Genomic DNA, 24,477 nt, shown 5'->3' with positions numbered 1-24,477 from the left:
TTCTTTGTCCGTCGTAATTCGAGTCTATCAACTGTTCTGTCTGCCATCAACCCGTCAATGGATAGCATTTTCGACTACCCTCTAGCCCTTCACGCCACCTACAACCATACCTTTGACAAAGTATTTCTGCAGGAACGGATAGACCATAATAATCGGCACGCTGGCTACAATCGTCATCGTGGCGCGGACCGAGGTCGGCGTTACCATCTGGGCACTCGATTGTGCATCGGCGAAGGCATCGGCTGAGCTGGTGGTCGTATTCGACGTGGACAACACCTTCATCAGCTCGTATTGCAAGGTACTGAGATTTTGCCGAGATGAATTGTACAGGAATACGTCAAACCAGGAATTCCATTGGAAGACCGCTACGAACAACGATACAGTAGCCAGAGCCGGTACCGTCAGCGGCAGTACAATGCGCGTAAAGGTGACGAAGTCGCCGGCACCGTCCATCTTGGCGGACTCCATAATGCCCTCGGGCAGGCCCTCAATGAAAGACCGGATAACGATCATATTAAAGACACCGATAATACCAGGAATAATGTACACCCAGAAGCTGTTCAGCATGCCCAGCTCTTTGATCAGCAGGTAGTTAGGGATCAGACCGCCGCTGAAGTACATGGTGAAAATGAAAGTGATGGAAACGAACTTCTTCAGCGCATATTCGGGACGGCTGATCGTGTAAGCCAGCATGGCTGTACAGAACACAGAGACAGCGGTTCCGATGATGGTACGCGCAGCTGAAATAAAGGTCGCGTGAAAAATGTTGGATTCACTGAATACATATTCGAAGTTTCTAAGCGTCCATTCCCGTGGCCAGATATAGATGTCGCCTCGGATCGTGTCATTTGCGTCATTAAAGGACAGGGCGAACATATTCAAAAACGGATACAACGTGACACATACAAGCAAAATCATGAAAATCACATTGCACACATCAAATATTTTGTCGCCGAGTGAAGACGTTCGAAAGGTGTTGGCTCTCGCCATGTACCTGACCTCCTTTGCTCTTAATAGAGTCTGCTTTCGCCCATGCGTTTGGCGAGATTATTGGCTGCAATGAGGAACATGAAGCTCACGACTGTTTTGAACATGCCAGCGGCAGTCGCCAAGCCGAAATTGTTCATCTGCATCCCGTATTTGAGAACGAATATGTCAAGGTTTTCCGAATATTCAACGTTCATGCCGTTACCGAGCAGGTATTGCGCTTCAAAACCGGACTCCAGAATATGGCCCAGGTTCATGATCAAGAGCAATACGATAACCGGCTTCATGCCCGGCAAGGTGATATGCCACATCCGCTGCAGCCGCGAGGCACCATCCATCTCAGCCGCTTCATACTGAGCGGGGTCGATAGAAGTGATAGCAGCCAAGTAGATAATCGTATTCCAGCCAACGTTTTTCCACACTTCGGTCACGCCAAGGATACCCCAGAAATACTCGCCAATGCCCAGCCACAAGATCGGCTGCTCAATCAGCGACATCCGCATGAGCATCACATTGACGATACCCTCGGGAGCAAGCGCGGTTTGGACAATATTGGCCGCGACTACCCAGGAGATAAAGTGCGGCAAGTAACTGATCGTCTGGACCGTGCGTTTGAAGTACATCCGGCGCAGCTCATTGAGCAAGAGCGCCAGTACGATGGCCGTACCAAAGCCAAGCACCAGATTAATTCCGCTCATGACGAGCGTATTGCGCAACACCAGGTAAAACTGCGGCTCCGAGAACAGGAACCGAAAGTTCTCTAGTCCAATCCAGGTCTGGTCAAACAGATCCCGGGCCAATCTGAATTTTTGAAAAGCAATGGTCCATCCCCACAGCGGAATGTATTTGAAAATAATCACCCAAAGGAGGAATGGCAATGACATCAACATGAGCATTTTTTGCTTGGATAACGTTTTGATTAAGGCTCTGAGGCGCGAATCGCCAGAGGTCGATTGTGTAATCTGTACTGTTTGTTTCTCCACCCGCTCCGTCTCCCTTCCGGCTTTCAGTCTTCTCTCTTGTGCATGGGTATAGAAGGGAAAAGCGAAGCGAGCCCACTTTTCCCCTTTTACATGTACCTTTATTTAATCTTGTTAAGAACCGAGTCTTACCATTTGCCGTCGACGCGCTCTTTTACTCGCTTGGTAACGAATGCCTCGAACCCAGCCGAATCCAGCTTGTTGAACTCTGCAATATACTCGTTCCAGACGGTTTCGAACTCAGCCTCTTTAGCAAATACCAAACGCGGGTAGTACTTCTGTTGCAGGTCGCCGGATCTTTGGCCGAACAGCTGCTCCGGTGAACCTTGCTCCTTCTCGATACTCCACGCCGGGTACCAAGGACGCTCGATAGGATCTGCGAAGAAGTCAGAGAAGGTTTCCGCCCCATAGGCTTCAAGCAATACCTTGTCACCTTCGGTATAATTGACCGCAGCAACCTCCGGTTGATTGAAGACACGATGCGCGTTGCCGTCTTCATAGACCGAGTTGTCGCCATAACGCGGCCATTCGTAGTCGAAGTACATCCAGCCGTATTGACGTTTGAACTCATTGTCGTTACGGTTAGCCAGCTGCTCCTCACTCATTACCATTCGGCCTTCTTCATTCACCGAATACGTCTCGCCTTCCTGCCCCCACATCACGAGCTTCTGGTTCTCATCGGTCAGCAGGTTATCCCAATACTTGATGATGCGTACCGGATCTTCAGCGTTTACGGTAATGCCCAAGCCGCGGTTATTGACAAAGGACGGCGGATCGATATAGGCATCTGTAGTGTTCTCGTCAAAGGTGATCGGCAAGGAAACATAGCGCAGATCATCGTTGCCAGCCGCTTTCAGGTTGTTCGTCGCATCACCGATCTGCCAGGCGTAGTTGACATAGCCCAGGACACGCCCGGAAGTCAGCTTGGCCAGATACTGGTCCTTGTTGGCTGTAAAGGTTTCTGGGTCGACCAGACCTTTGCTGTTCATCTTGTTCAGTGCAGCCAGCCATTGCTTCTCGTAGTCCGTACCCATGTACAGATTGGCTTCGTGCGTATCCAGGTCCACCAGCACATTCCCGTCGTTCGGGTAACCGGCCAGATGCATTGGTTGGTTGGTGATGGTGAAGAATTCGCCAGCCGTTCCTGCGAAGGTCAGGAAGCCGATTGTATCTCTGCCGTCTACTGTCGGGTATTTGGCTTCGTATTGCTCAATCAGGTCGAAGTATTGATCAAGCGTTTTCACTTCCGGATAACCGAACTCTTTGAGCACCCGGCGCTGAATCCAGAATGTACTCATGGCATCCGGGTCGCTGAGATAGCCATTTACATTAGCCGTATAAGGAAGAATGTAGATGTTGCCGTCCTCATGCGTAATTTTGTCCATATAGTCACCATACACACGCTTGATGTTCGGACCATGCTCCTCGATCAGATCATTGAGCGGAATGAAGGCGCCGGCATCCAGCAGCTTAGGCAGCTCGCCTACCGGGGAGATGACATCGGGATAGTCACCGCCAGCGATCATAACGCCGGATTTTGTACTGGCATCTCCTACGACGAACTCAATCTGCCAATCGACACCGGTTTGTTCCTGCAAAATCTTGCCGATAGTGGTGTCGCTTGCAAGAACGTCTTTGTTATTCCCGAATCCAAAGTAAGTAAAGGTAACCGGATCTGTGCTGACCTCTCCATTTGTGCCTCCGGTTTGAGGCGTGTTGCCTCCTGAATCATTCGAGCAGCCCGCCAGAAGGACCGTCGCAGCTGTCAGGACCGCCAGACCGGACGTCAGCCATTGTTTCTTGCGCATTGCCGTTTCCCCTTTCTATAGACCAGTTGTTAAGACACCCTCAGTATAAAAGAAAACGCTTCCCGGTGTTATATGTCAAAGTTTAGATCGGTCTTTGAATAATTAAGCTCTTCTAAAGTTTTACCAGTTGCCTGCAACGCGATCCTTCACCTTTGCCGTCACGAACGCTTCATAGCCTGCCGAATCCAGCTTATTGAACTCAGCTAGATACTCGTTCCAGATGGAATCGAAGTCCGATGCCTGGGCAAAGACAAGGCGAGGATAGAATTTAACCTGCAAATCTCCAACCCGCTGATTAAAGATCTGTTCCGGCGATCCTTGCTCTTTCTTGATACTCCATGCAGGATACCAAGGACGCTCTTGCGGCTCTGCAAACAATCCCGAGAACGTCTCAATGCCATACGCTTCCAGCAGCGCCTTATCTCCCTCCGTATAATTGACAGCTGCTACTTCAGGTTGACTGAGAGGTGAATATGCGTTGCCGTCCTCAAAGGTGGAGTTCGCTCCATACTTGGGCCAATCCATATCGAAGTACGCCCATCCATAAGTACGCTTGAATTCGTTGTCGTTCCGGTTCGCGATCTGTTCTTCTGTCATGACAAAACGACCATCTTCATTGACGGAATAGGTTACCCCTTCTTCCCCCCATTGCAGGAGCTTCTGATTCTCATCGGTCAGCAGATTGTCCCAGTATTGGACAATACGAGCGGGATCTTCAGCACTGACCGTAATGCCAACTCCGCGGTTGTTGACAAAGGATGGGGGATCAATATAAGCATCTCTCACACTCTCGTCAAATACGATCGGCAGCGCAACATAACGGAGATCATCATCTCCAGCTGCTTTTAGATTGTTCGTAGCGTCTCCTACCTGCCAGCCGTAATTGAAATATCCCAGGACACGGCCGGAGGTCAGCTTGGCTAGATACTGATCCTTATTGGCGGTGAAGGTCTCGGGATCCAGCAGCTGCTTGCGGCTCATTTCATTCAGAGCTGCAAGCCATTGCTTCTCATAATCGGAGGCGGCATACAGCTTGGCCTCATGGGTCTCCATGTCGACCATGACATTGCCCTCGTTAGGGTAGCCTGCCAGATGCATCGGTACATTAGCAATGGAGAAAAACTCACCTGTAGCGCCTGCTGAGGTAATGAAGCCAATGGTGTCTTTTCCATCGATGCTCGGATATTTTGCTTCATATTGCGCAATCAGATCAAAATATTGATCCAGCGTTTTCACTTCCGGATAGCCAAATTCCTTCAAGACGCGGCGCTGAATCCAGAACGCACCGCCCCCGATATCGGGTTCTGTTACATACTCATTGACATTTGCTGAAAACGGAAGAATATAGATGTTCCCGTCATCCTCCGTAAACTTGTCGAAGTGCTCTCCGTATACCCGCTTAATATTAGGGCCATATTCTTCGATTAAATCATTCAGCGGAATGAGCGATCCCGCATCCAACAGCTTGGGCAACTGCCCGACATCGTTGATCACATCGGGATAATCCCCTCCGGCAATCATAACCCCCGACTTGGTATTGGCATCTCCTACGACGAATTCCATCTGCCAATCCACGCCAGTCTGCTCCTGAAGAATTTTTCCAATCGTGGTTTCGCTGGCCAATACATCCTTGTTCGTACCGAAGCTGAAGTAGGAGAAGGTTACCGGGTCGGTACTGACCTCACCATTCGTTCCACCCGTCTCTGCATTGCTACCACCTGATTCATTGTTCGAGCAGCCTGCCAGCACAATTGTCCCGGCCAGCATAACCGCTACACTGGATCGAAGCCACTTCTTATTACGCATCATCTAATCCCCTTCCTGTAAAACGCTTTTGAAAACACTTTTATTGTAAAAGAAAGCGCTTTACAGTTTTATACGGGAAAGTTTAGATTGGTCTTTGAATATTTAAGAACTTGAGCCGTCCTCTAGTTTCTCCATTGGCAGCCGCAGCAGAATCCGTGTCCCGCCGCCGGGGTCGCTGGAAATTGTAAAGGTGAACGAGTCGCCGTAGCAAATTCTGAGCCGCGTCAGCACATTCTTCATGCCGATGGAATCGCCCATCGCCGTCTCCTCATCAAAGTAATGCTCTAGCTCCCGGATCTGCTCCCGGTTCATGCCTACACCGTTATCCGCAATAATGAATAGGATCTGTCCGCCCTCCTGGGCAATTTGAATGGTAATGTAGCCGATTCCCGGAATGTTCTCAATCCCATGAATACTCGCATTCTCTACGAATGGCAGGAAAGTCATCTTGGGAATTTCAATATCCAGAAGAGACTGATCGACCTCGATGTGGTACTCCAGCTTGCTGTCGAAGCGGTATTTCTGTATTTCCAGGAAGCTCTCCATCAGCTCCAGCTCTTCACGGATGGTAACAAAGCTTCGTTTCCATAGAATCGACTTGCGGAAGATCTTGGCCATATTCTGTATCGTTCGGGCCGTCTGTGATTCTCCCTTCATCAGACTACGCATCCGGATCGTCTCCAGCGCGTTGAATAGGAAGTGCGGGTTAATCTGACTGTGCAGCGCATGCAGCTGCGCTTGCCGCTGCCGGAGTGCAAGCTCCTTCTTTTGCAGCTCTGCCTCGTACACATCGTTGATAAGATGCTCGATCCGGTCACTCATTCGGTTGAATTCCACCGCCAGTTCCCCCACCTCATCTCGCTCCCGGTGGTAAGGAATCCGCTCGAAATTTTTGCCTTTGACCGACTTCATATGCCTCAGGATATTCTGAATTCGAGTGTGAATAGATCCCGAGATGATGGCGATGACGAGCGTTGGCACAAGAAAATTAATACCCGCGAACCACAGGATGAACTGGCCTGACTGCCTCACGTCATAGAGAATCTTCTCTTCGTCCAGCACGCCGTACACGGTCCAGTTACTTAAGTAGCGGTTATTCTGATACTGTTGTCCGATTACAATAGCTTTGTTCGGCAGCGTGATGTCATCTTGCATGATGGTCTGGTCCACCGATATCTGGGGGCTTGGCTGCCCTCCCGCCAGACGGCCATACCGTGCTTCGCCAGCCGGATTTAGCAGATAAATGTCGCCCTCGAAGCTGGACAGCTCCAGCAGCTGACGAATGTAGTTCATATTCAAATCAATCTTGAGCACGTGTTCGTAGGGCTGCACGCGAGAATCGGATAGCTTCTGAATGACACTGATGCTGTCGTGCGTGACATACAGATGCGGATACGTGTTATTGTGATTCTCAATCCGCCCGTACCACTCCTGGCTTCGCGCGCTGTCATCCAGCCTGATGATATGTCCTGAATCGAGAATGGACGGGTTGTCGCTCATGATGAGAACCGAACTGATCGTACGATACTCTTTGTCCGAACGATTAAACAAATGTGTAATCTCGTTAAGCGACTCAACGTAACGGTCGTACGTCAGATGATCTGTATTCAGGTGATTGGTAAGCAAACGGTCAATGGAGAACAGATAAGAAATACCAGCGGCGTCGTCAATGACGGCCCCCAACTCCGACTTCAATTGATGCATGGCCTGCTCGGCGTCTGACGTTTTCTGATTCTTGATGTTGTTCGTCGTGACGTTGTAGAACATCACATTGGTCAGCACAATGGGTATGAAAACGCACAAGATATAGATAACAGTTAGCTTGTGGCGCAGCTTCAAGTGGTGCAAGCGAACATTGAACACGGCCGGCAGCCTCCTTATTTTTTGCCGATCATCTTGTTGCGGTAGTCGGTCGGCGTCATTTGTTCCAGCTTCTCGAATTGGGTTGCGAAATAATCGGCGTTCTGAAATCCGACCAGCTCGGCGATCTCATACATGCGTTTCTTCGTCTGACGAAGCAGTCGCTTGGCTTCCTCAATCCGCAGCGAGAGCAGATATTCGTTGAAATAGACACCGTACTGCTTGCGAAACAGCTGGCCCAGATAGACCGGGTTCATATAAAAGTCGGCCGCAATCCCCTTCAAATAAATGTTCTCGCGGTAGTGAGTATCGATATACTTTTTGACCTTCTCGATGTTCCCTTCGCTCTTCTCCCCGCGCTTGTCCGCAATGTACGCCGAGGCTTCCCCGATAAAGGCCAGGAGCACACGTCGCAGCTGGGAAAGACTCCGATATCTATCCTGCCATTGAAAGACTTCATCGAAGAAGCGCAGCTCTTTCTCATCGCCTTCGAGCTGACGGATAATATTGATGACGGCAATCAGAACACGGCGAACCGTGTTGGTAACCGCGCCTGGAGCGAACTTTCTGTCCTGAATCATCTGGAAGATTGCCTCGGCAGCGGCCTCGTACGCCTCCCGTTCATTGGCCTCGATGCCGTAGATCAGCTTGGTATGCAGCTCTTCGTCCACATCAAAATAATACAGCGGCTTGCCCGACAGCTCCTCCGCCAGATAGACACCTTCTGATTCCGTTGCAAAACGGTAATTCAGGCTTTCTTCGGCACTGGCTGCCGAGAGCGCAATTTTCTTGAGGTGCGGGACCTGCTTGCCGATGAACAATGCGATGGCGATATCCAGTTCCTTTTGCAATCGGTTACGCAGTCTCGTGTAGGTATCCCGTTCATCCCCAGGCCGCTGGGCCAGCCAGGCTTCCGGCAGGATCAGCCCGTACTGATTGTACACGCGTACATGAACCAGAAGAAGCGATCCCTCGTGTTGGAATTCCTGTTGAAGCGCCGCCTGCAGCGCGGGCAAATAATCCACCTGCCGGTGCGGGAGCTCATCCTGCATCTCTGCGATGACGTAGGTGAAAGCCGAGGATAGCGGCAATTCCAACACCTGGGCAATCTGCTCCATCACCTGATCCCCAGGCTCTGTCTGCAGGAGGCTCTCGATGACGGTCTCCACAAGCGGCTTGTCCCGGGTAATGGATAACAACTGCTGCTGATTCAGCGTGTTGGCGACTTTCTTCAGCGTTGCTGTCAGCTCCTGCTCATCGACCGGCTTCAGAATATAGTCGGACACATTGTATCGGAATGCCTGCTGGGCGTAGGAGAAATCCGGGTGCCCACTCAGGATGATAAACATCGGCTGGTGCTCACCCTCCGCCTTCACTTGCCGGATCAGCTCCAGACCGTCCATCACAGGCATGCGTATATCGATGATGACCACATCCGGAGTAAGCTGCTGGATCAGGCCCAAGGCCTGCTCCCCATTCTCCGCCTCACCACAGATCTCATATTGCAGCGATGACCAATCCAATAGATTGATCAGGCCCTTACGTACATACATTTCATCGTCCACAATCAGCACCTTGTACATGGGGTTCCCTCCTGAAAAAGCTTAAGTATTCCGGACCTATTCTTACTATTGATTATATACGCCTAGGTCAAGCATACAAGCTCGATTCTTCTAGACACGATGTGACAAATAATACTTGCCAAATTTTAACCGCCCGCTATACTAGAGAATGTCGCGCAAGACGGAAGTCCGGTGAGAATCCGGCACGGTCCCGCCACTGTGATAAGCCTGTTCGTTGGGCTTCAGTCAGGTCGGTCTTAAGCGATGAATGCAACCTGTACCTTCGTGGTCAAAGGCAGGGTTAGTAGCGCATGTTTATTTTGTGTGCCCTATTATCCTGAGCCTTCTCCGATGCGGAGGAGGTTTTTTTACATTATCCTAGAGAAAAGAGGAACATGCAATGAAGAAGAACTGGGTATCCAGTTGGCTGGCACTCCTCCTGCTGGCCGTCACCACCCTGGGCGGACTGGGACAAGCCAGCGTCGCCTACGCCGAACCGGAGCAAGGGGCAGAAGCTCCTGAGGTTGTTGTGTTTGACAACAGCATTAATAAGACCCCTGCCGATATGATCGCTTGGGCGACGGGGTTTCGGGACTATATTCCAAATGAGTCACTAACGAACGTAAGTCTTGGATTCCGCACGCCTGAACGTGCCGTCGGCCCGCACAACGGGCAGCTTGTTGTGCTTGGTGACCTGGGCGAGATAACGCTGGAGTTTGAAGATGGCGGCATCGGGAATGGTCCGGGCGAAGACTTCGCCGTATTCGAGAATGGTTTTGGCAATCCGCAGCAGCCGGGCTGGGGCTTCCTCGAGCTGGCCTATGTAGAGGTCTCTACGGATGGCGAGAACTGGGCGCGCTTCGATTCGGAATCACTGACCGAAAATCCGGTCGGGGGCTTCTCGTATACTAACCAGAGCAACGTCAAAGGGCTGGCCGGTAAAGCGCTGAGTGGCTACGGCACCGGCTTCGACCTGGAAGCGCTGAAGCACAAGCCTGAGGTGAAAGCCGGGCTAGTTAAACTGAATGACATTCACTTCGTCAGAATTGTCGATATCATGGGCGACGGCGCACAGAAGGATAGCTACGGCAATCCCATCTACGATCCGCACCCGACCACCGGCTCGGCAGGCTTTGATCTGACCGGAATCGGCGTACTTAACAAGGCCTTCACGGTTACTTATAATGCGACAATCGAGGTTGTATCGCCGGACTTGGCGCATGAGGGACTACCGTTTACTGCTGCCCTGGAGGTTGAAGAAGGTGCGACCGCTTTTGAGGTGTTGTTAACAACGGTCGGTGAGGATGAGCTGGAATATCAGGTGTTCGAGGGACTTGGTGCCTTCGTCACCAGCATTTTTGGACTGTCAGCCACTTACCCAGACTGGTGGCAATTGTACGTGAATGACGAATTATCTGAAGTAGGAGCGAGCTCTTACCTCGTACAAGAAGGCGACGAGCTGCGATGGTCGCTGTACATTGAACCCAAAGAAACCGAACCGCCGGTTACACCAGAGCCTCCGGTTACGACGGAACCACCTGTAACTACAGAGCCTCCGGGGACGACAGAACCGCCTGGGACCACAGAGCCTCCGGGGACGACGGAACCGCCAGTGACTAATCCGTCGCCTGTCATTCCGTCGCAGCCTTCGCCGACCGATGAGGAACAGACTGAGGAAGCCGAGCAAGAAGGTTCTGTTGAGACACCAGAAGAAGAAGCACCGGTTACCCCGCAGCCTCCTGCTGTGGAAGCACCGCGCTTCGCGGATCAGACGCAAGCCTCCGCTTGGGCACAAGAAGCTATCTTGCGGGCAGCCGAGCTCGGCATCTTCGCTGGCAAGCCAGCCGGAGACGGCGTCGTGTTCGATCCCAAAGGAACCGCGACCCGCGCCGAGTTCACCAAGATCCTCGTCGCGCTGGCCTATGGTGATTCGGCTGCCGAGCCAGTCGTCGATTTCTCTGACGTATCCGTCACGGCATGGTATGCCGGATACGTAGCCAAGGCTAAGCAAGAGAGCCTGATCAACGGCTTCGCCGACGGCACCTTCCAGCCAGGAGCCGCCATCACACGCCAGGATGCGGCGGTCATCATCGCCCGAGCATTCAAGCTCGGTGCATCCGCTGCAGCACCAAGCTTTGGTGATGTGACTGCCGCTTACGCCGAAGACGCCATTCGCGCTGTCGCCGAAGCTGGTATCATGCAAGGCTACAATGGCAGTTTCCGCCCGCAGGATCAAATCACCCGCGAAGAGCTAGCGGTTGTGGCTGTCCGTGTGTACGATGCGTTTGTTGGGTTGAAGTAGAATAGGAAGAATAAAAGCAAGACGATGCTGGCTCGGTGCCGGCATCGTCTTTTTGTTCTAGCTGGTTCGCGTCAAAGTCACACTGGTGGGGCTATTTACTTCTAACGGCCACCACAGCCGCTATTTGGCCCAAATGTACTCATTCGAAATTCTAACGGCCATATAAACAGCTATTGCACTGTTCGGGGTCCATTTGGTGGGGATTTTGGTGAAATAGCTGCGCTGGTGGCCGTTAGAATCCCAGACCTCGCAAAAAGCCGGAAATAAGCGCACCTGTGGCCGTTAGAGGTGAAAACGCCTATCCCAACACCTCACTACTCTAACTTAGACCCTGCAATACGTTATTTTATGATTGCTTCGATTGGAACGACGATTTTACTTTTCATAAAGGCATGGACACGATATGATGAGTCGGGCTCCACCTCCACGTAACCCGGTGCTAAAGAAAATACTTCCCTCTCATCATCCATCGTCACGTAAATTCGATCGCTGTCGTTATAAACCGGTTCCCGATGGAGAATGACAATGTCCACCTTTTCAAAACCAGTAATAAAGGCATCCGAAAACGTATTATAAAATTGTAATGACGCTATTAAGCCTACAGAAATTCCGAAAAGATAGAGGCCCACAAAAAAAGCCTTCGTTAGGATTTTTGATTTCAGCTTTAGTTGTCTACGCACGGCATATGTAAGTTCAATAAGAAAAATATACCCCACCAGCAAGTGAATAATGAGCTTAAAACTTAATATACTTCGTTCATATTTACCATACGATAGAAAAACTATAGTGACCATGATCATGCTTATGGCGAAAACAATTAGTCTTAGGCCCTTTTTCGTTAGTCTCATTATTTTTCTTCCTTTATTAGCCCTGATGTACAGCCAAACGCACTAAAGACGATGCAGCCAGAATTCGCATCGCCTCCCTTATTCCTAGTTGGTGTTCGTCTCAACCACCATGGTTTTTGAGAAAATATCGCCCAAACGTTGTCTTTTTCGGTGGATCAGCATCGTCGCCGCACTAATCATAACGAAGTGATCCAGATACCGGAATACATTTCTCAAGAGAATGGGAACGACTCGAGAAGAGCTTGAGCTCGTGGAGATTACTTTCAACTTAAAGATCATCTTGCCAATGGTCTTACCCCAGATGAGTTCCATGATAAAACCATAAATCAACATGATTGTTACCAAAATAAATGCCATTACTAAAGCCGCGTAACGAATAGAGGCAATGGCTTGAAAGAACAAAAACGCAAATGAAACCACTACAAAGCCGCATAGGAAAGCATCTATCACAACTGCACCGACTCGCTTGAAATAATATGCCATCTTACCCCTCTTAACCTCTCATTAAAGGGTCTTTTGTACCCTTTCTTTGTAGGGTCAAGTATATCACCGCAACCAGAGATAGAGGAACACCCCAAAACAAATAATGGGTCATCAACATAGAAACAAACGGCAGCTTGAACTGAAGATTCATAAAAAAATTATTGAATTCGGAGAGATGGAGCCAGTAACAGATCAACACCAACCCGATGTACAACCCCCAAGCGCTGGCTCTCATTTTCTTTTTGAAATACAAATCGAGGAAAAGCAAAATGAATTCGAGGAAGAGAAGAATAAAAATGATCGACAGCAGTTGTCCTCCTTCTTCAATCACATAGGAAGGGATTTCCCAACCCGGACCATCTTGAATGACGGCAAGAAACTTGAAGGCTACCATTAAAAGTGCCAACAAATTAAGATAACGAAAATAAACTGCTATTCGTCCCATGGTGAGCCCCTCTTTAAAGACTATCTGTGTACTTGTGCACCCACACATCCACTAGTCTGTATTGATCATCAAAAGCGTAAAAAGCAACCACGTCAGTTCTAAAATAGTATTCTGTTGAATTCCAGTACCAGCCTAGATGCACACGTATTGATTTTTGGCCTATCACTTTAGTGGAAAATCCTGATGTATCTGACTATCCTCTCTCATAATCAACCCAATCAATCTCCCATTTTTCTTTATTTTCTATGTACTTTAGAACATCATTCATCTGCGTTCCTACAGGGTGTTCAGTCAAAAGGTCCTGCCTGATTATAGTATCTGATTTGGTTAGAGGACTGGTCCAATACCTCACTACCTCAAACAACACGATACTTAAAACGAGAACCATTATGACCAACATGACCTTTTTTAAGATGCTCATCAGAGCCCCTCCAAAGTTTCAAATCTCAACAGAAAATGGTATCAGCTTTCTCGCTATTTGTATAGAAATACTTGTTAAGAGAGACTCCCCAATCCAATGTGAAAATAAATCTTGTCAAACCAAAATCTAGCATTATACTAGATATTGTCGTTTGAGAGAGTTGAAACTCATAATAGAGGGGAAACGTGTACATGAAAAAATGGTTATCCGGATCGCTGGCTACGCTCTTGCTGGCCACCACACTCGGGGGAACAAGCATCGCATTTGCAGAAACAACTGAGTTGCAGGAATCAACAGAAACAGAAATGCTTACGGCCGAGATTCAGATCATTTCGCCGAATCTTGAGCATGAAGGACTTCCTTTTGTGACGACGGTTGAATTTGAGGAAGGTGCCAATGCCTTTGACTTATTGCTGGAAGCTGTCGGCGAAGATGAGTTGGAGTATACCGTCGATCCTGAATATGGCGTCTTCGTTGAAGGCATCTTAGGCTTGGATGGGACAGCCAGTGACTGGTGGATGTTCAATGTTAATGATGAATTCTCTATGGTCGGTGCGAGTTCCTATATTGTAGAAGACGGGGACGTGCTGGAATGGCTGTACCACGTAGATGGATTCGACGGATGGGAAGAGTTTGCATTTGCCGATCAGGACCTGATCGCAGAGTGGGCTCAGGAAGCCACGCAGTTGATGGGCGCACTTGGTCTCATTGAAGGCAAGCCATCCGGAGATGATTTCGTATTCGACCCGAAGGGTATCACCACACGTGCGGAATTCACCAAGATTCTGGTCTCGCTTCTCTTTTTTGAGACCGCTGAAACCCAGGCTGCCGGATTTACCGATGTGCCCGAGAATGCTTGGTACGCAAGCTATGTGAACATTGCCAAATCTGAGAATTTGATTGGCGGTTATGCCGACAACACATTCAAGCCGAACGCAGCCATTACTCGCCAGGATGCAGCGGTTATCATCGCCAGAGCCTTCGAGCTCAGTGCATCAGCATCAGCTCCAAGCTTCGGTGATGTGACAGCTACTTACGCGGTCGATGCCATTCGTGCTGTCGCCGAAGCTGGCATCATGCAGGGCTACAGTGGTTCGTTCCGTCCGCAGGACGCGATTACCCGCGAAGAGCTGGCGGTCGTAGCATTGCGATTGCTCGAGTATTGGGAAGAATAAGGAAAAAGACGATGTTGGCTAAGTGCCGGCATCGTCTTTTTTCGTCCTAGTTGGTATTCGTCTAGTCAAAGTCCCATCGTTGGAGCGAGTTACTTCTAACGGCCACCACAGCCGCTATTTGCTCCAAATGTACCCATTCGAATTTCTAACGGCCATATAAGCCTCTATTGCATGGATTTTGGTTCATTTGCTCGTGTTTTGAGTGAAATAGGTGCGCTGGTGGCCGTTAGAATCCCAGACCCCGCAAAAAGCAGGAAATAAGCGCACGTGTGGCCGTTAGAACGACAATTTGTCAGAACCACGTTAGAACCCGCCCGCCCAGTTAGTCAGACGGAACCGCGAGTGGCCGTTAGAGCATCAGCATCGTCATTCAAAACCGCGGATGGCTCCTTCTGCCCATCTGCTCTATTCTCTCCTTCTGTACTCCCGCAGGTTTCCTGTCTCGCAGACTCCCTCCCTCCATCACTCCCCCACCTCAACCGTATAACTTTGCAAACGCGCGGGTACAATGTTTGGGCTGTAAGGAAACCTGACGCCCTACTATACTACGGGTAAGGGTAGACGAAGGGGGTGGCGATCATCTTAACGGAACGCAATACGGCCTTGTTGGCCCTGCTCCAGGAGGCGCCGGATTATGTGCCGGTTCAGCATCTGATGCAGCAGCTGCATATCTCCAAGCGAACGGTCTATTACGACATGGATAAAATCAATCATTGGCTCCGTTCGCAGGAGCTGGAGCCGGTTCATTATGTCCGCGAACGAGGGTATCTGCTCCCTCCGTCTACCAAAACCAAGCTCCCGGCGATCGCCGGGAATGTCAACCGATCGGACTATTATCTCTCCCGTAAGGAACGCGCTGTCTGGACCGCGATGTATCTGATCAGCCGCACGGAGCCCGTGTTTCTGCACGATCTTCAGCAGCTGCTCGATGTCAGCCGTGGGACAGCGCACAAGGAATTGAAGCAGCTGGAATCCGAGCTCGCCGGCTTTGGGCTCCAGGTGCAGTACGACCGCAAACAGGGTTACACCGTAAGCGGCGAGGAATCGGCTAAACGACACGCGCTCTCTCACTATCTATCCTATGTTCTGCCGCACCTCGGCCAGAGCGCCTCCCCTGGCGCCATTCAGGAGATGTTCCACCACCACTTGACGGGCTCGCGATGGCCACTGCAGACGGTCGATCAGCTGGAGCGGATCTATGTAATGATTGACCGCCTGGAGGAGCGGGCTGAGATGGAGCTGACCGACGAAACGGTGCTCAGCCTTGCTTCCCGGCTTCTGCTATTCGCCCAGCGGCTCCGTGCGGGCGAGACCGTTCAACTGGACACGGATGAGAAGCAGACGCTGCGGAAGTCCAGCTTTTACGAACTCGCTGAGGAATTGGCGGCCCAGCTCGGCGAGCTGTTCGAGGTCGAGTTCCCCGAGGACGAGATCTGTTACCTCACGGTCCACCTGCTCGGGGCCCGCGTCAACCGGATGGAGGACCGGAAACCCGATGGTGAGGCGCAGCGCATTCGTCAGGCCACCTCCGATATGATTGATGCGTTTGAGCGTTTGGGGTGCGTCTATTTTCAGCATCGGGAGGCGATGGAGCAGCAGTTGTTCCAGCATGTGAAGCCCGCCTACTACCGAATCAAGTACGGTCTGCATCAGGACAATCCGGTGGCTGCCTCAGTCCGAGACAAGTACCCCGAGGTGTACAGGCTGACGGAAAAAGCTGCCGCACCGCTGCAAGCGTTGCTAAGTCAGCCCATTAGCGAAGGCGAGATGGCGTACCTGGCCATGCACTTCGGCGGCGGGCTCCGCCGTGAGGACGCGCAGCCGCAGCCGCGTAGCCAGGCGGTGATCGTCTGCGTGAACGGCCAATCCGCCTCGCGTATGCTGAAGCTTCAACTGGAGCAGCTCTTCCCCGCCATCGATTGGCTGGCCGTGCTCTCGCTGCGGGAGTTCGAGCGGTTCTCCCAGCCGGTCGACCTGATCTTCTCCACGGTGCCGTTGTCTGGCAGTACCGCGCCTGTGTTCGTGGTTTCGCCGATCTTGACGGATGCGGACAAGTCGGCGCTGCTCCAGCAGATCGGCCGGGTACAAGCACCGCAGCGAGCTGCCTTGCTGCCGCAGAACACGGCAGAGAGCATCCTGCAGTTAGTACGCAAGCACGCCGACATCCGCAATGAAGAGCTGTTATATGAAGAAATTAGCCGTTACCTGCTTCGCGCCCGGGGACCCGCCGAGACCCCGCGCCAGCTCTCACTGCCCAGCTTGCTCACCCGCGACCGAATCCGGCTATTGGAGAAGGTCGCCGACTGGCGGACGGCGATCCGGGAAGCTGCGCAGCCCTTGCTCGCTGCGGGTATCATTGAAACCCGCTACGTAGAAGCGATGATCCACAAGGTGGACGAGCACGGTCCCTACATTGTGCTGGCTCCGGGTGTAGCGATTGCTCATGCAAGGCCGGAGGATGGCGTGCTGCGCACCGGCTTTTCCATGCTCAAGCTCGCATCCCCTGTGGCCTTCGGGCAAGAAGCGCGTCATCAGGTGCACACCGTCTTCGTACTCGCCAGCGCCGATGGCGAATCCCATCTCAAGCCGCTCGCCCAGCTGTCTGTTCTGCTGAGAGAGCCGCATAAACTGACCATTTTGGAAAATACTAACGCAATTGAAGACATCCTGAGATTGATCGATCAGGCCGCTAGCGGTGAAGGTAACCGTCTGAAGGAAGGAGAATGACAATGAAATTTTTGGAACCGGGCTTAATCGCCCTGGACGTAGAGGCTGCCGACGGCGCCGCCGCCATCCGCGCAGCCGGACAACTGCTCGTCGATGCCGGGGCTGCCGAGTCCCGTTATATCGATGCGATGGTGGCTTCTTTTGAGGAAAAAGGCCCTTACTTCGTACTCGCACCACAGATTGCTCTGCCGCATGCGAAGCCCGAGGACGGCGTCAAGGAAGCCTCCGTGTCGCTGGTTAGACTACGAGAACCCGTCGTATTCGGCCATGCCAAAAACGATCCGGTGGCGCTCGTCTTCGCCCTCGGCGCATCCTCAAGCGAAGAGCATATTACGATGCTCCGCAAGCTAACGACCCTCTTGAATAACCCGGCACACGTGCAGCAGCTCAAAGACGCGCCAACGCCGGAAGCCATTGGACAGCTGCTCGAAGCTACAACTAATTAAATTTAGGAGGTTTTTACGATGAAAATCATTTGTGTATGCGGACTGGGACAGGGAACAAGCTTGATTCTACGGATGAATGTGGAGAATGTCCTGAAGGATCTGGGCGTGAGTGCGGATGTCGACCATATGGACGTTTCCAGCGCGTCTGGCACGCAAGCGGATTACATCATTACCAATAATGAGCTGGCGCAAAGTCTGCAAGGCCACGCGGCCAAAATTGTCATCGTGAACAACTATTTTGACCTGGAGGAGATCAAGTCCAGTCTGCAGGAAGTGCTGTAATTCGGCGCTTCTCCCTCTGCAGCAGGCTTGACCCGATTAGGCTTACCAAAAGGAGGAACCCTTCGTGGATGTGATTTTTTGGATAGCGACCAATATCTTCGGCACCCCGGCCATCTTGCTCGGCTTCATCGTATTGCTGGGCTTGCTGCTGCAGAAAAAATCGACCAGCCAGGTCATTAGCGGCACCTTCAAGGCGATCATCGGCTTTCTGATCATCGGTGCCGGTGCGGACGTCATCGTTGGCGCATTGACGGTATTTGAGCCGATGTGGCAGGAAGTCTTCGGGCTGGAGGCTTCGTCGCTGGGGCAGTTCATGGGACAGGAAGCCTTCAATTCGCGGTTCGGCAGCGCCGTGACGCTAGCCATGTTCGTCGGCTTCTTGATTAACGTGCTGCTAGCTCGCTTCACACGCTTCAAATATATCTATCTGACAGGCCATATGATGTTCTGGACCTCAACGATTTTCGCGGGTATTGCTGTGCATACAGCTGGCGGTGAAGCTTCGTTCTGGAAGCTGCTGATCCTGCTCTCCGTCATCCTGGGTCTGTACTGGACATTCCAGCCGGCAGTAACACAGCCCTACATGCGCAAAATTACGGGTAACAACAACATCGCACTCGGCCATACGTCCGCTTCCGTGGCTCTGCTGGGCGCGTGGCTCGGCAAGCTGTTCGGTAACAAAGAGAACGACTCGGAGAAAATCAAAGTGCCCAAGGGACTCGAGTTCCTGCGCGATCCCAACGTCATCACGGCGCTCAGCATGGGAACGCTGTTCCTGATTGGTGCCATTGTTATCTCCCTCAAAAATACACCGGCAGCTGCGGAATTGATCGCCTTATCTGGCGACCAAAACTTTATCATCTACTCCATCATCCAATCGCTGACGTTCGCGGGCGGGATCGCCATCGTACTGATGGGCGTGCGGATGTTCATTGGCGAGCTGGTACCCGCCTTCAACGGTATCGCCACCCGACTCGTACCTGGCGCCATCCCGGCGCTCGACTCGCCAGTCGTTTACCCGTATGCACCTAATGCGGTCATTCTGGGCTTCCTGGGTGCCTTCGGCGGTGCGATTCTCTGGTTGGTGGTACTCGGTGGTACCGTGTCCTACATTTTCGTGCCGACGATGATCGTGTTGTTCTTCCATGGTGCGACGGCCGGGGTGTTCGGTAACTCCACCGGCGGTGTTCGTGGCGCTCTCTTGGGCGGCTTTATTACGGCGACGGTTGTGGCCTGGGGCCAATTCGTCATGGTGCGCTTCCTGATCTCGTCGACGGTGCCGGATACGGCGATGTGGGCGGCGGATTCGGATATGTTCATTATTGGGCCTATAATACGGTTTTTGTCGCAGCTGTTGTTCTAGTTGAGGAAAATAGTGCTAATAGGGCGCTGCGAGAAGAGGGAGCTTCCGATCGCTGTTGTCTCCAGATTTCTTGAATTTTTGACCACGGATGTGGTTGAAATCCGGAGACAAAGGCGAGCGTTTCACTTCTCCAGCTTCCCTCTCCTCTCCGCTACTGCGCAATTTCCTCGTCAACAACGCAAGACAAAATACGCATATAGTGCGTGTTCAAAAAGATCACAATTCAGCACCGAGAAGGTTGCGAGAACCTGTAGAAGGAGGAGCGGAGTGTAGGCAAACCTACATGAGCACCGGACTTCAAGGGTGAACGCAAGATTCGATGTCGAGTTAGCTTTCTGATTCTCTTCGTGATCAATTGGGGACTTTTTGAACAGCCTCTAAAAGGATGGGAAGTAGGGAGGGAAAGACATGAGTTTTATACGTACACTAGATAAAGATATTGATCCTTCGGAGTTGGGGTTTACGTATTCGCATGAGCATATCGTATGTCGGCCGGCTTATTGGGCGGAGCGTAATGCGGATGATCTGCTGTTGGATGACCCGGCCAAGTCGGAGCTGGATGTGCGGGCGTTTCAATCGCATGGCGGTCAGGCGATCGTCGACGCGACGGCCGTGGATTACGGTCGTGATGTACCTGCGGTCTATCAGATTTCGCAGAATACCGGAATCAAGATCGTTGGTACTGCTGGCTTCAACAAGAGCTTCCTGTGGGATGCCCATATCAAGGATGAGCTGAAGCCGCTGCTCGGCAACTACCGGACGTATGCGGAGTGGATTGATGGCAGTACGGTGAATGAGCTGGCCGATTTCGTGATCCGTGAGGTCGAGGAAGGGCTGGAGGGGACGCCGTTCAAGGCCGGTCAAGTCAAGTTCGGCACCGGCTACAACCGGATCTCGCCGCTTGAGGTGAAGACGCTGCAGGCGGTGGCCCGCGCGCATCATGAAACCAAGGCTCCGGTCCACTCGCATACAGAAGTCGGTACGATGGGACTGGAGCAGCTGGAGCTACTGCGGCGTGAGAAGGTCGATCTGAATTATCTCAGTCTCGGCCATATGGACCGCAATCCCGACCCGTACTACCACGAGCAGATTGCCCGGACCGGTGCGTACCTTAGCTTTGACGGTATTGGCAAAATCAAGTATGCGCCAGAAAGTACACGGATTGAGTTGATTCTGTCACTGGTGCGCAAAGGCTACGAGGATCAGATCCTCGTCAGCGGAGACACCGCGCGTAAGACGTACTACAAATATTATGACCATGGGCTGGGGCTCGAATATATTATCGCCACCTGGGTGCCCCGCTTTATCGATGAAGCGAATCGGGCCGGGTTCGACGGCGAGAAGCTGATTGAGAAGTTTTTTGTCCATAATCCAGCCACCTGCTTCACGTTCAAACGCTAGAGAGGAGTGGTGAGGATGCAGTATGCGGAACAGACCAGTTACACTGTCGCTGCCGAGATTGAGCGCACCCGCTGTGCCATCCTGCCGGTTGGTGCGGTTGAAGCGCATGGCCCCCATCTCCCCCTCGATACGGACAATGTGCTGGCGGAGCGGCTGGCCGGACGACTGGCGGAGCTGACCGATAGTCTGGTGCTCCCTACTCTGCCGTATGGGCAGGTGTGGAGCCTGAAGAACTTTCCGGGTAGTGTGGGTGTGTCCAACCAGGCACTGATTCAGATGCTCTATGATATCGGCGAGAGTCTGCATCATCAGGGCTTCGGCATCTACGTGATGCTGAATGGCCATCTGGGCAATGCCGCCTGCATGAAGGATGCCGCCCGTATGCTCTACCGCGATTACCCGGCGCTCAAGGTCTACTACTTCTTCTACCCCGGCTCCAAGGAAGCGATCGCTGAGGTTCGCGAGACCCCATCGGCGCACGGGACGTACTTCCATGCCTGCGAGCTGGAGACGTCCTATATGCTGTATCTGGCCGAGGAGCATGTCGATATGAGCAAAGCAATTAGCGATATCCCGAACATCACGGTCGAGGATGACTGTACCCCCACCCCTTGGGAGCAGTTCACCTCTACCGCTGTCCTGGGGGACGCCACCCTCGCCACTCGCGAAAAAGGCGAACGGATCATCGAAGCCAGTCTGCGCACGATGACCGAGATTCTGCTGCGAGCCAAGTCGGTTTTGGCTGAAGGCAGCAAAGGCAAGGAGGATTCGCCACATGATTCATAAATATTTTGATGAAATTCGCACCATGCTGGATATCGTAGAAGCCTCTCAAACCGCGGCCATGGAGCAAGCAGCAGAACGTATCGCAGCCTCCATCATGCAGGGCGGCATCGTTCATCTGTTCGGCTGTGGTCACTCCCATATCCTGACGGAGGAAGTGTTCTACCGGGCTGGCGGACTGGTGCCGATCCGGCCGATCTTCGTCGAGAAGCTCATGCTGCATGAAGGCGCGGTTCGCTCCTCGGAGCTAGAACGCGAGAACGGTCTGGGCGCCACGTTCATGGAGGACCAGGATATTCGGGAGGACGAGGTGGTGATTGTGCTGTCGACCTCGGGACGCAATCCGGTCCCTGTCGATGTCGCTCAGATTGCCAAGTCCAAGGGCGCGATTACTGTCGGTATTACTTCGCTCGCCTATTCCAAGAGTCAGACGTCCCGTCATGTCGGCGGCAAGCATCTGTACAACAGCGTCGATATCGTCATTGACAATCATGCCACCCCCGGCGACGCCGTATTGCGGCATCCAGATGTGGCGGTGCCGTTCACGCCGACATCGACGGTAATCGGCGCGGCGATTATCAATGGCGTGTTCGCTCGTGCGATTGCCATCATGGCAGAGCGCGGCTATGAGCCGCCGGTCTTCCTGAGCGGCAATATCGATGGCGCCGACGCGCACAATCAAGCCTGCATTGAACACTATAAAGCGCGTATCCCGCTGCTGGCCTAACATCTATAGAGGAGGCATATGTGATGGTTTCGACAACCTTAACGATACAGAATGAGCAAGGCTTCCACGTTCGTCCCGCGCAATTGTTCGTGGAGAAAGCCGGGCAATACGATGCCGTCATCAAAGTGAAAAATGCCGCTGGCGATGAAGCCGACGGCAAAAGCATGCTGGAACTGATGACGCTCGGCCTGGCCAAAGGCGCGGAAGTGACGCTGGAGGCCGACGGCCCGGACAGTGAGCAAGCGCTCCGCGAGCTGACAGAACTGATTGAAAGCAAGTTTGGTGAAGGCTAATGGGTACGGAGCATGTGATCCGGGGCATCGGCGTCTCGCCGGGCATCCGGATCGGCCGGGCGATGGTGTATGCGCCAGGCGCAGGGACAGAAGCTGAGAGCGAAGCATCCGGCGAAGTGAACAGCGAGGCGGAGCTTGCCTTGCTCCAGCAGGCCAGGCAGCAGAGCGAAGCCCAGTTGCTGGAGCTGGCCGAGCGCACCCGGGAGACACTCGGCGAGGAGCAGGCCGGCATCCTGAGCGGCCAAGCGAAGTTCCTCGCCGATCCGGCCTTCTATCCGCCGATGGAGAAGAAGATTCGTGAGGAAGGCGCAAGCGCCCAGGCGGCGGTACGGGCGGTCGTGGAGCATACCGCTGGCCGCTTCGAGGCGTTGAACAACGCTTATATGCAGGAGCGCGCAGCAGATATCCGCGACCTGGGACAGCGGCTGCTCACCCATCTGTCTGGTGAAGGCGGCGGGATGCGGCTCAGTGATATTAAGGATGAGGTCATTCTGGTTGCCCACGATCTGGCACCATCCGATACCGTTCAATTGAACAAGCAGTACGTCCTCGCTTTTGTCACCCGTGCAGGCGGCAAAACCTCGCATACCGCCCTGCTCGCCCGTTCGCTGGGCATTGCTGCGGTGGTTGGCGCAGGTGAGCAAACAGCAGCAATCGCCGATGGGGATTGGCTAATTGTCGACGGAGCCGAAGGCGTCTGCATCATCCGGCCCGAAGAGACGACGCTGGCACAATATCGTCAGCGGCAAGAGGTCTCCGAGCACGAGGAACGCGAGCTCGAAGCGTACCGTTCGAGGCCGGCAGCGAGCCAGGACGGGGTTGCTGTAGAGATGGCTGCCAATATTGGCACGGTGCAGGAAGCCGAAGCGGCGGCCGAGCGACAAGCCGAAGGTATTGGCCTCTATCGGACCGAGTTCCTGTTCATGGATGCGAAGCGGCTGCCAACCGAAGAAGAGCAGGCCGAAGCCTACTGCACGGTTGCCCGGCAGATGGCTGGCAAGCCGGTCATTATCCGCACGCTCGACATCGGCGGTGACAAGGCGCTGCCCTATCTGCAGCTGCCCAAGGAAGAGAATCCGTTCCTTGGCTATCGTGCCATCCGCATCGGTCTGGACCGCAAGGAGCTGCTATTAACGCAATTGCGCGCTATTCTGCGGGCTAGTAGTGAAGGTCGACTCAAGATCATGTTCCCCATGATCTCTGGCCTGGCGGAGTGGCGACAAGCCAAGGCGCTCTATGAGCAGGCCCGGACGGAGCTCGAAGCCGAAGGCGTGGCCATCGCTGCTCCAGCGGAGCTGGAGGTCGGCATCATGGTCGAGATTCCTTCGGCTGCGCTGCAGGCTGACCGACTGGCCCGCGAGGTGGATTTTTTCAGCATTGGTACCAATGACCTGGTCCAGTACACGCTGGCGGTTGACCGGATGAATGAGCATGTCGCCTATCTCTATGACTACTTCCACCCGGCCGTGCTGCAGCTGATCCACCGGGTCATCGAGGCAGCCCATCACGCAGGCAAGTGGGCTGGGATGTGCGGTGGCATGGCAGGCGACCCGCTGGCTGCCCCGCTGCTGCTCGGCCTCGGCCTCGACGAGTGGAGCATGGATTCGGGCGCGATTGCGCGCATCAAGCAGGTCCTATCGCAGCTCGACAGCACCGAGTGCCGCAAGCTCGCGGAGGAGCTGCTTGAACTGGATACCCCTGACGAGGTGCGAGCCGCTTTGAGCCAACTCATGACAACAAGCAATGAGCAGATCCAACAGCAGTAAGAATCTAGTCCA

The 24,477-nt window shown here is 52.9% G+C and carries 21 protein-coding genes and 1 riboswitch; of the genes, 11 read left to right on the top strand and 10 right to left on the bottom strand.

Annotated features, from left to right (window positions below; all coding sequences use genetic code 11):
- Positions 1 to 81: 81 nt before the first annotated feature.
- The 6 genes from F556_RS0123055 to F556_RS0123030 form a co-directional block, all read right to left on the bottom strand.
- Positions 82 to 990, bottom strand: a complete 909-nt coding sequence (locus F556_RS0123055) for a carbohydrate ABC transporter permease (protein WP_020619363.1) — start codon at positions 988 to 990, stop codon at positions 82 to 84.
- 20 nt (positions 991 to 1,010) lie between these two features.
- Positions 1,011 to 1,970 carry an ABC transporter permease gene (locus F556_RS0123050; RefSeq protein WP_020619362.1) on the bottom strand — a complete coding sequence of 320 codons (960 nt, stop codon included), beginning with the start codon at positions 1,968 to 1,970 and terminating at the stop codon, positions 1,011 to 1,013.
- Positions 1,971 to 2,095: 125 nt separating this feature from the next.
- The gene (locus F556_RS0123045; protein WP_020619361.1) at positions 2,096 to 3,775 is read right to left on the bottom strand and encodes an ABC transporter substrate-binding protein; all 1,680 of its coding nucleotides are present in this window, start codon (positions 3,773 to 3,775) and stop codon (positions 2,096 to 2,098) included.
- A 120-nt stretch (positions 3,776 to 3,895) separates the two neighbouring features.
- Entirely contained in the window at positions 3,896 to 5,584 is a 1,689-nt protein-coding gene (locus tag F556_RS0123040; protein ID WP_020619360.1) for an ABC transporter substrate-binding protein, read from the bottom strand.
- Between the two features lie 99 nt (positions 5,585 to 5,683).
- On the bottom strand, positions 5,684 to 7,444 hold the full coding sequence (locus F556_RS0123035; RefSeq protein WP_020619359.1) for a sensor histidine kinase: 1,761 nt from the start codon (positions 7,442 to 7,444) through the stop codon (positions 5,684 to 5,686).
- A 14-nt stretch (positions 7,445 to 7,458) separates the two neighbouring features.
- Entirely contained in the window at positions 7,459 to 9,024 is a 1,566-nt protein-coding gene (locus F556_RS0123030; protein WP_020619358.1) for a response regulator transcription factor, read from the bottom strand.
- Positions 9,025 to 9,159: 135 nt separating this feature from the next.
- Positions 9,160 to 9,310: riboswitch (adenosylcobalamin (AdoCbl) riboswitch) on the top strand.
- Between the two features lie 93 nt (positions 9,311 to 9,403).
- Between F556_RS0123030 and F556_RS36585 the strand changes: the two genes are divergently transcribed.
- Positions 9,404 to 11,305, top strand: coding sequence for an S-layer homology domain-containing protein (locus F556_RS36585; protein WP_020619357.1), 1,902 nt, complete (start codon positions 9,404 to 9,406; stop codon positions 11,303 to 11,305).
- Between the two features lie 341 nt (positions 11,306 to 11,646).
- On the opposite strand, the gene F556_RS0123015 is transcribed toward F556_RS36585, so the two are convergent.
- The 4 genes from F556_RS0123015 to F556_RS0123000 all read right to left on the bottom strand — a co-directional run bounded on the left by F556_RS0123015 (position 11,647) and on the right by F556_RS0123000 (position 13,502).
- Positions 11,647 to 12,105, bottom strand: coding sequence for a hypothetical protein (locus F556_RS0123015; RefSeq protein WP_211222632.1), 459 nt, complete (start codon positions 12,103 to 12,105; stop codon positions 11,647 to 11,649).
- Between the two features lie 132 nt (positions 12,106 to 12,237).
- Positions 12,238 to 12,636, bottom strand: coding sequence for an RDD family protein (locus F556_RS0123010; RefSeq protein ID WP_020619355.1), 399 nt, complete (start codon positions 12,634 to 12,636; stop codon positions 12,238 to 12,240).
- 10 nt (positions 12,637 to 12,646) lie between these two features.
- A complete protein-coding gene (locus F556_RS0123005; RefSeq protein WP_020619354.1) occupies positions 12,647 to 13,081 on the bottom strand; it encodes a hypothetical protein in 435 nt (144 codons plus the stop codon).
- Positions 13,082 to 13,274: 193 nt separating this feature from the next.
- Positions 13,275 to 13,502, bottom strand: a complete 228-nt coding sequence (locus F556_RS0123000; RefSeq protein ID WP_020619353.1) for a hypothetical protein — start codon at positions 13,500 to 13,502, stop codon at positions 13,275 to 13,277.
- A 191-nt stretch (positions 13,503 to 13,693) separates the two neighbouring features.
- On the opposite strand from F556_RS0123000, the gene F556_RS36580 reads away from it, so the two are divergent.
- The 10 genes from F556_RS36580 to ptsP all read left to right on the top strand — a co-directional run bounded on the left by F556_RS36580 (position 13,694) and on the right by ptsP (position 24,465).
- Positions 13,694 to 14,677, top strand: coding sequence for an S-layer homology domain-containing protein (locus F556_RS36580; RefSeq protein ID WP_020619352.1), 984 nt, complete (start codon positions 13,694 to 13,696; stop codon positions 14,675 to 14,677).
- A gap of 570 nt (positions 14,678 to 15,247) precedes the next feature.
- A complete protein-coding gene (locus F556_RS0122990) occupies positions 15,248 to 17,404 on the top strand; it encodes a BglG family transcription antiterminator (RefSeq protein WP_020619351.1) in 2,157 nt (718 codons plus the stop codon).
- Positions 17,405 to 17,406: 2 nt separating this feature from the next.
- A complete protein-coding gene (locus F556_RS0122985; RefSeq protein ID WP_020619350.1) occupies positions 17,407 to 17,850 on the top strand; it encodes a PTS sugar transporter subunit IIA in 444 nt (147 codons plus the stop codon).
- A gap of 18 nt (positions 17,851 to 17,868) precedes the next feature.
- A complete protein-coding gene (locus F556_RS0122980; protein ID WP_020619349.1) occupies positions 17,869 to 18,132 on the top strand; it encodes a PTS sugar transporter subunit IIB in 264 nt (87 codons plus the stop codon).
- Between the two features lie 64 nt (positions 18,133 to 18,196).
- On the top strand, positions 18,197 to 19,495 hold the full coding sequence (locus F556_RS0122975) for a PTS ascorbate transporter subunit IIC (protein ID WP_020619348.1): 1,299 nt from the start codon (positions 18,197 to 18,199) through the stop codon (positions 19,493 to 19,495).
- A gap of 408 nt (positions 19,496 to 19,903) precedes the next feature.
- Positions 19,904 to 20,896, top strand: coding sequence for a phosphotriesterase family protein (locus tag F556_RS0122970; protein ID WP_020619347.1), 993 nt, complete (start codon positions 19,904 to 19,906; stop codon positions 20,894 to 20,896).
- Between the two features lie 15 nt (positions 20,897 to 20,911).
- On the top strand, positions 20,912 to 21,682 hold the full coding sequence (locus F556_RS0122965; protein WP_020619346.1) for a creatininase family protein: 771 nt from the start codon (positions 20,912 to 20,914) through the stop codon (positions 21,680 to 21,682).
- Positions 21,672 to 22,406 (top strand): SIS domain-containing protein, encoded by a 735-nt coding sequence (locus tag F556_RS0122960; RefSeq protein WP_020619345.1) that lies wholly within the window; start codon positions 21,672 to 21,674, stop codon positions 22,404 to 22,406. Before F556_RS0122965 ends, F556_RS0122960 begins: the two co-directional genes overlap by 11 nt.
- A 23-nt stretch (positions 22,407 to 22,429) precedes the next feature.
- Complete coding sequence (locus F556_RS0122955) at positions 22,430 to 22,699, top strand: HPr family phosphocarrier protein (protein WP_020619344.1); 270 nt, start codon at positions 22,430 to 22,432, stop codon at positions 22,697 to 22,699.
- Positions 22,699 to 24,465: a phosphoenolpyruvate--protein phosphotransferase gene (gene ptsP, locus F556_RS0122950; RefSeq protein ID WP_020619343.1), complete on the top strand. Its 1,767-nt coding sequence runs from the start codon at positions 22,699 to 22,701 to the stop codon at positions 24,463 to 24,465. Before F556_RS0122955 ends, ptsP begins: the two co-directional genes overlap by 1 nt.
- Positions 24,466 to 24,477: the final 12 nt, after the last annotated feature.

Origin of the sequence: Paenibacillus daejeonensis DSM 15491 (assembly GCF_000378385.1) — a bacterium.
GTDB classification, from domain to species: Bacteria; Bacillota; Bacilli; order Paenibacillales; family Paenibacillaceae; genus Paenibacillus_D; species Paenibacillus_D daejeonensis.
The sequence above is the reverse complement of the archived record's forward strand: the minus strand, read 5'-3'. Positions and strand labels throughout refer to the sequence as shown.

Coding starts and splice junctions, on each gene's coding strand:
- F556_RS0123010 (WP_020619355.1), bottom strand. CDS start 12,636: ATGGCATATTATTTCAAGCGAGTCGGTGCAGTTGTGATAGATGCTTTC.
- F556_RS0122970 (WP_020619347.1), top strand. CDS start 19,904: ATGAGTTTTATACGTACACTAGATAAAGATATTGATCCTTCGGAGTTG.
- F556_RS36580 (WP_020619352.1), top strand. CDS start 13,694: ATGAAAAAATGGTTATCCGGATCGCTGGCTACGCTCTTGCTGGCCACC.
- F556_RS0123015 (WP_211222632.1), bottom strand. CDS start 12,105: ATGATCATGGTCACTATAGTTTTTCTATCGTATGGTAAATATGAACGA.
- F556_RS0123055 (WP_020619363.1), bottom strand. CDS start 990: ATGGCGAGAGCCAACACCTTTCGAACGTCTTCACTCGGCGACAAAATA.
- F556_RS0123040 (WP_020619360.1), bottom strand. CDS start 5,584: ATGATGCGTAATAAGAAGTGGCTTCGATCCAGTGTAGCGGTTATGCTG.
- F556_RS0122985 (WP_020619350.1), top strand. CDS start 17,407: ATGAAATTTTTGGAACCGGGCTTAATCGCCCTGGACGTAGAGGCTGCC.
- F556_RS0122980 (WP_020619349.1), top strand. CDS start 17,869: ATGAAAATCATTTGTGTATGCGGACTGGGACAGGGAACAAGCTTGATT.
- F556_RS0123045 (WP_020619361.1), bottom strand. CDS start 3,775: ATGCGCAAGAAACAATGGCTGACGTCCGGTCTGGCGGTCCTGACAGCT.
- F556_RS36585 (WP_020619357.1), top strand. CDS start 9,404: ATGAAGAAGAACTGGGTATCCAGTTGGCTGGCACTCCTCCTGCTGGCC.
- ptsP (WP_020619343.1), top strand. CDS start 22,699: ATGGGTACGGAGCATGTGATCCGGGGCATCGGCGTCTCGCCGGGCATC.
- F556_RS0122965 (WP_020619346.1), top strand. CDS start 20,912: ATGCAGTATGCGGAACAGACCAGTTACACTGTCGCTGCCGAGATTGAG.
- F556_RS0122955 (WP_020619344.1), top strand. CDS start 22,430: ATGGTTTCGACAACCTTAACGATACAGAATGAGCAAGGCTTCCACGTT.
- F556_RS0123000 (WP_020619353.1), bottom strand. CDS start 13,502: ATGAGCATCTTAAAAAAGGTCATGTTGGTCATAATGGTTCTCGTTTTA.
- F556_RS0123030 (WP_020619358.1), bottom strand. CDS start 9,024: ATGTACAAGGTGCTGATTGTGGACGATGAAATGTATGTACGTAAGGGC.
- F556_RS0123005 (WP_020619354.1), bottom strand. CDS start 13,081: ATGGGACGAATAGCAGTTTATTTTCGTTATCTTAATTTGTTGGCACTT.
- F556_RS0122960 (WP_020619345.1), top strand. CDS start 21,672: ATGATTCATAAATATTTTGATGAAATTCGCACCATGCTGGATATCGTA.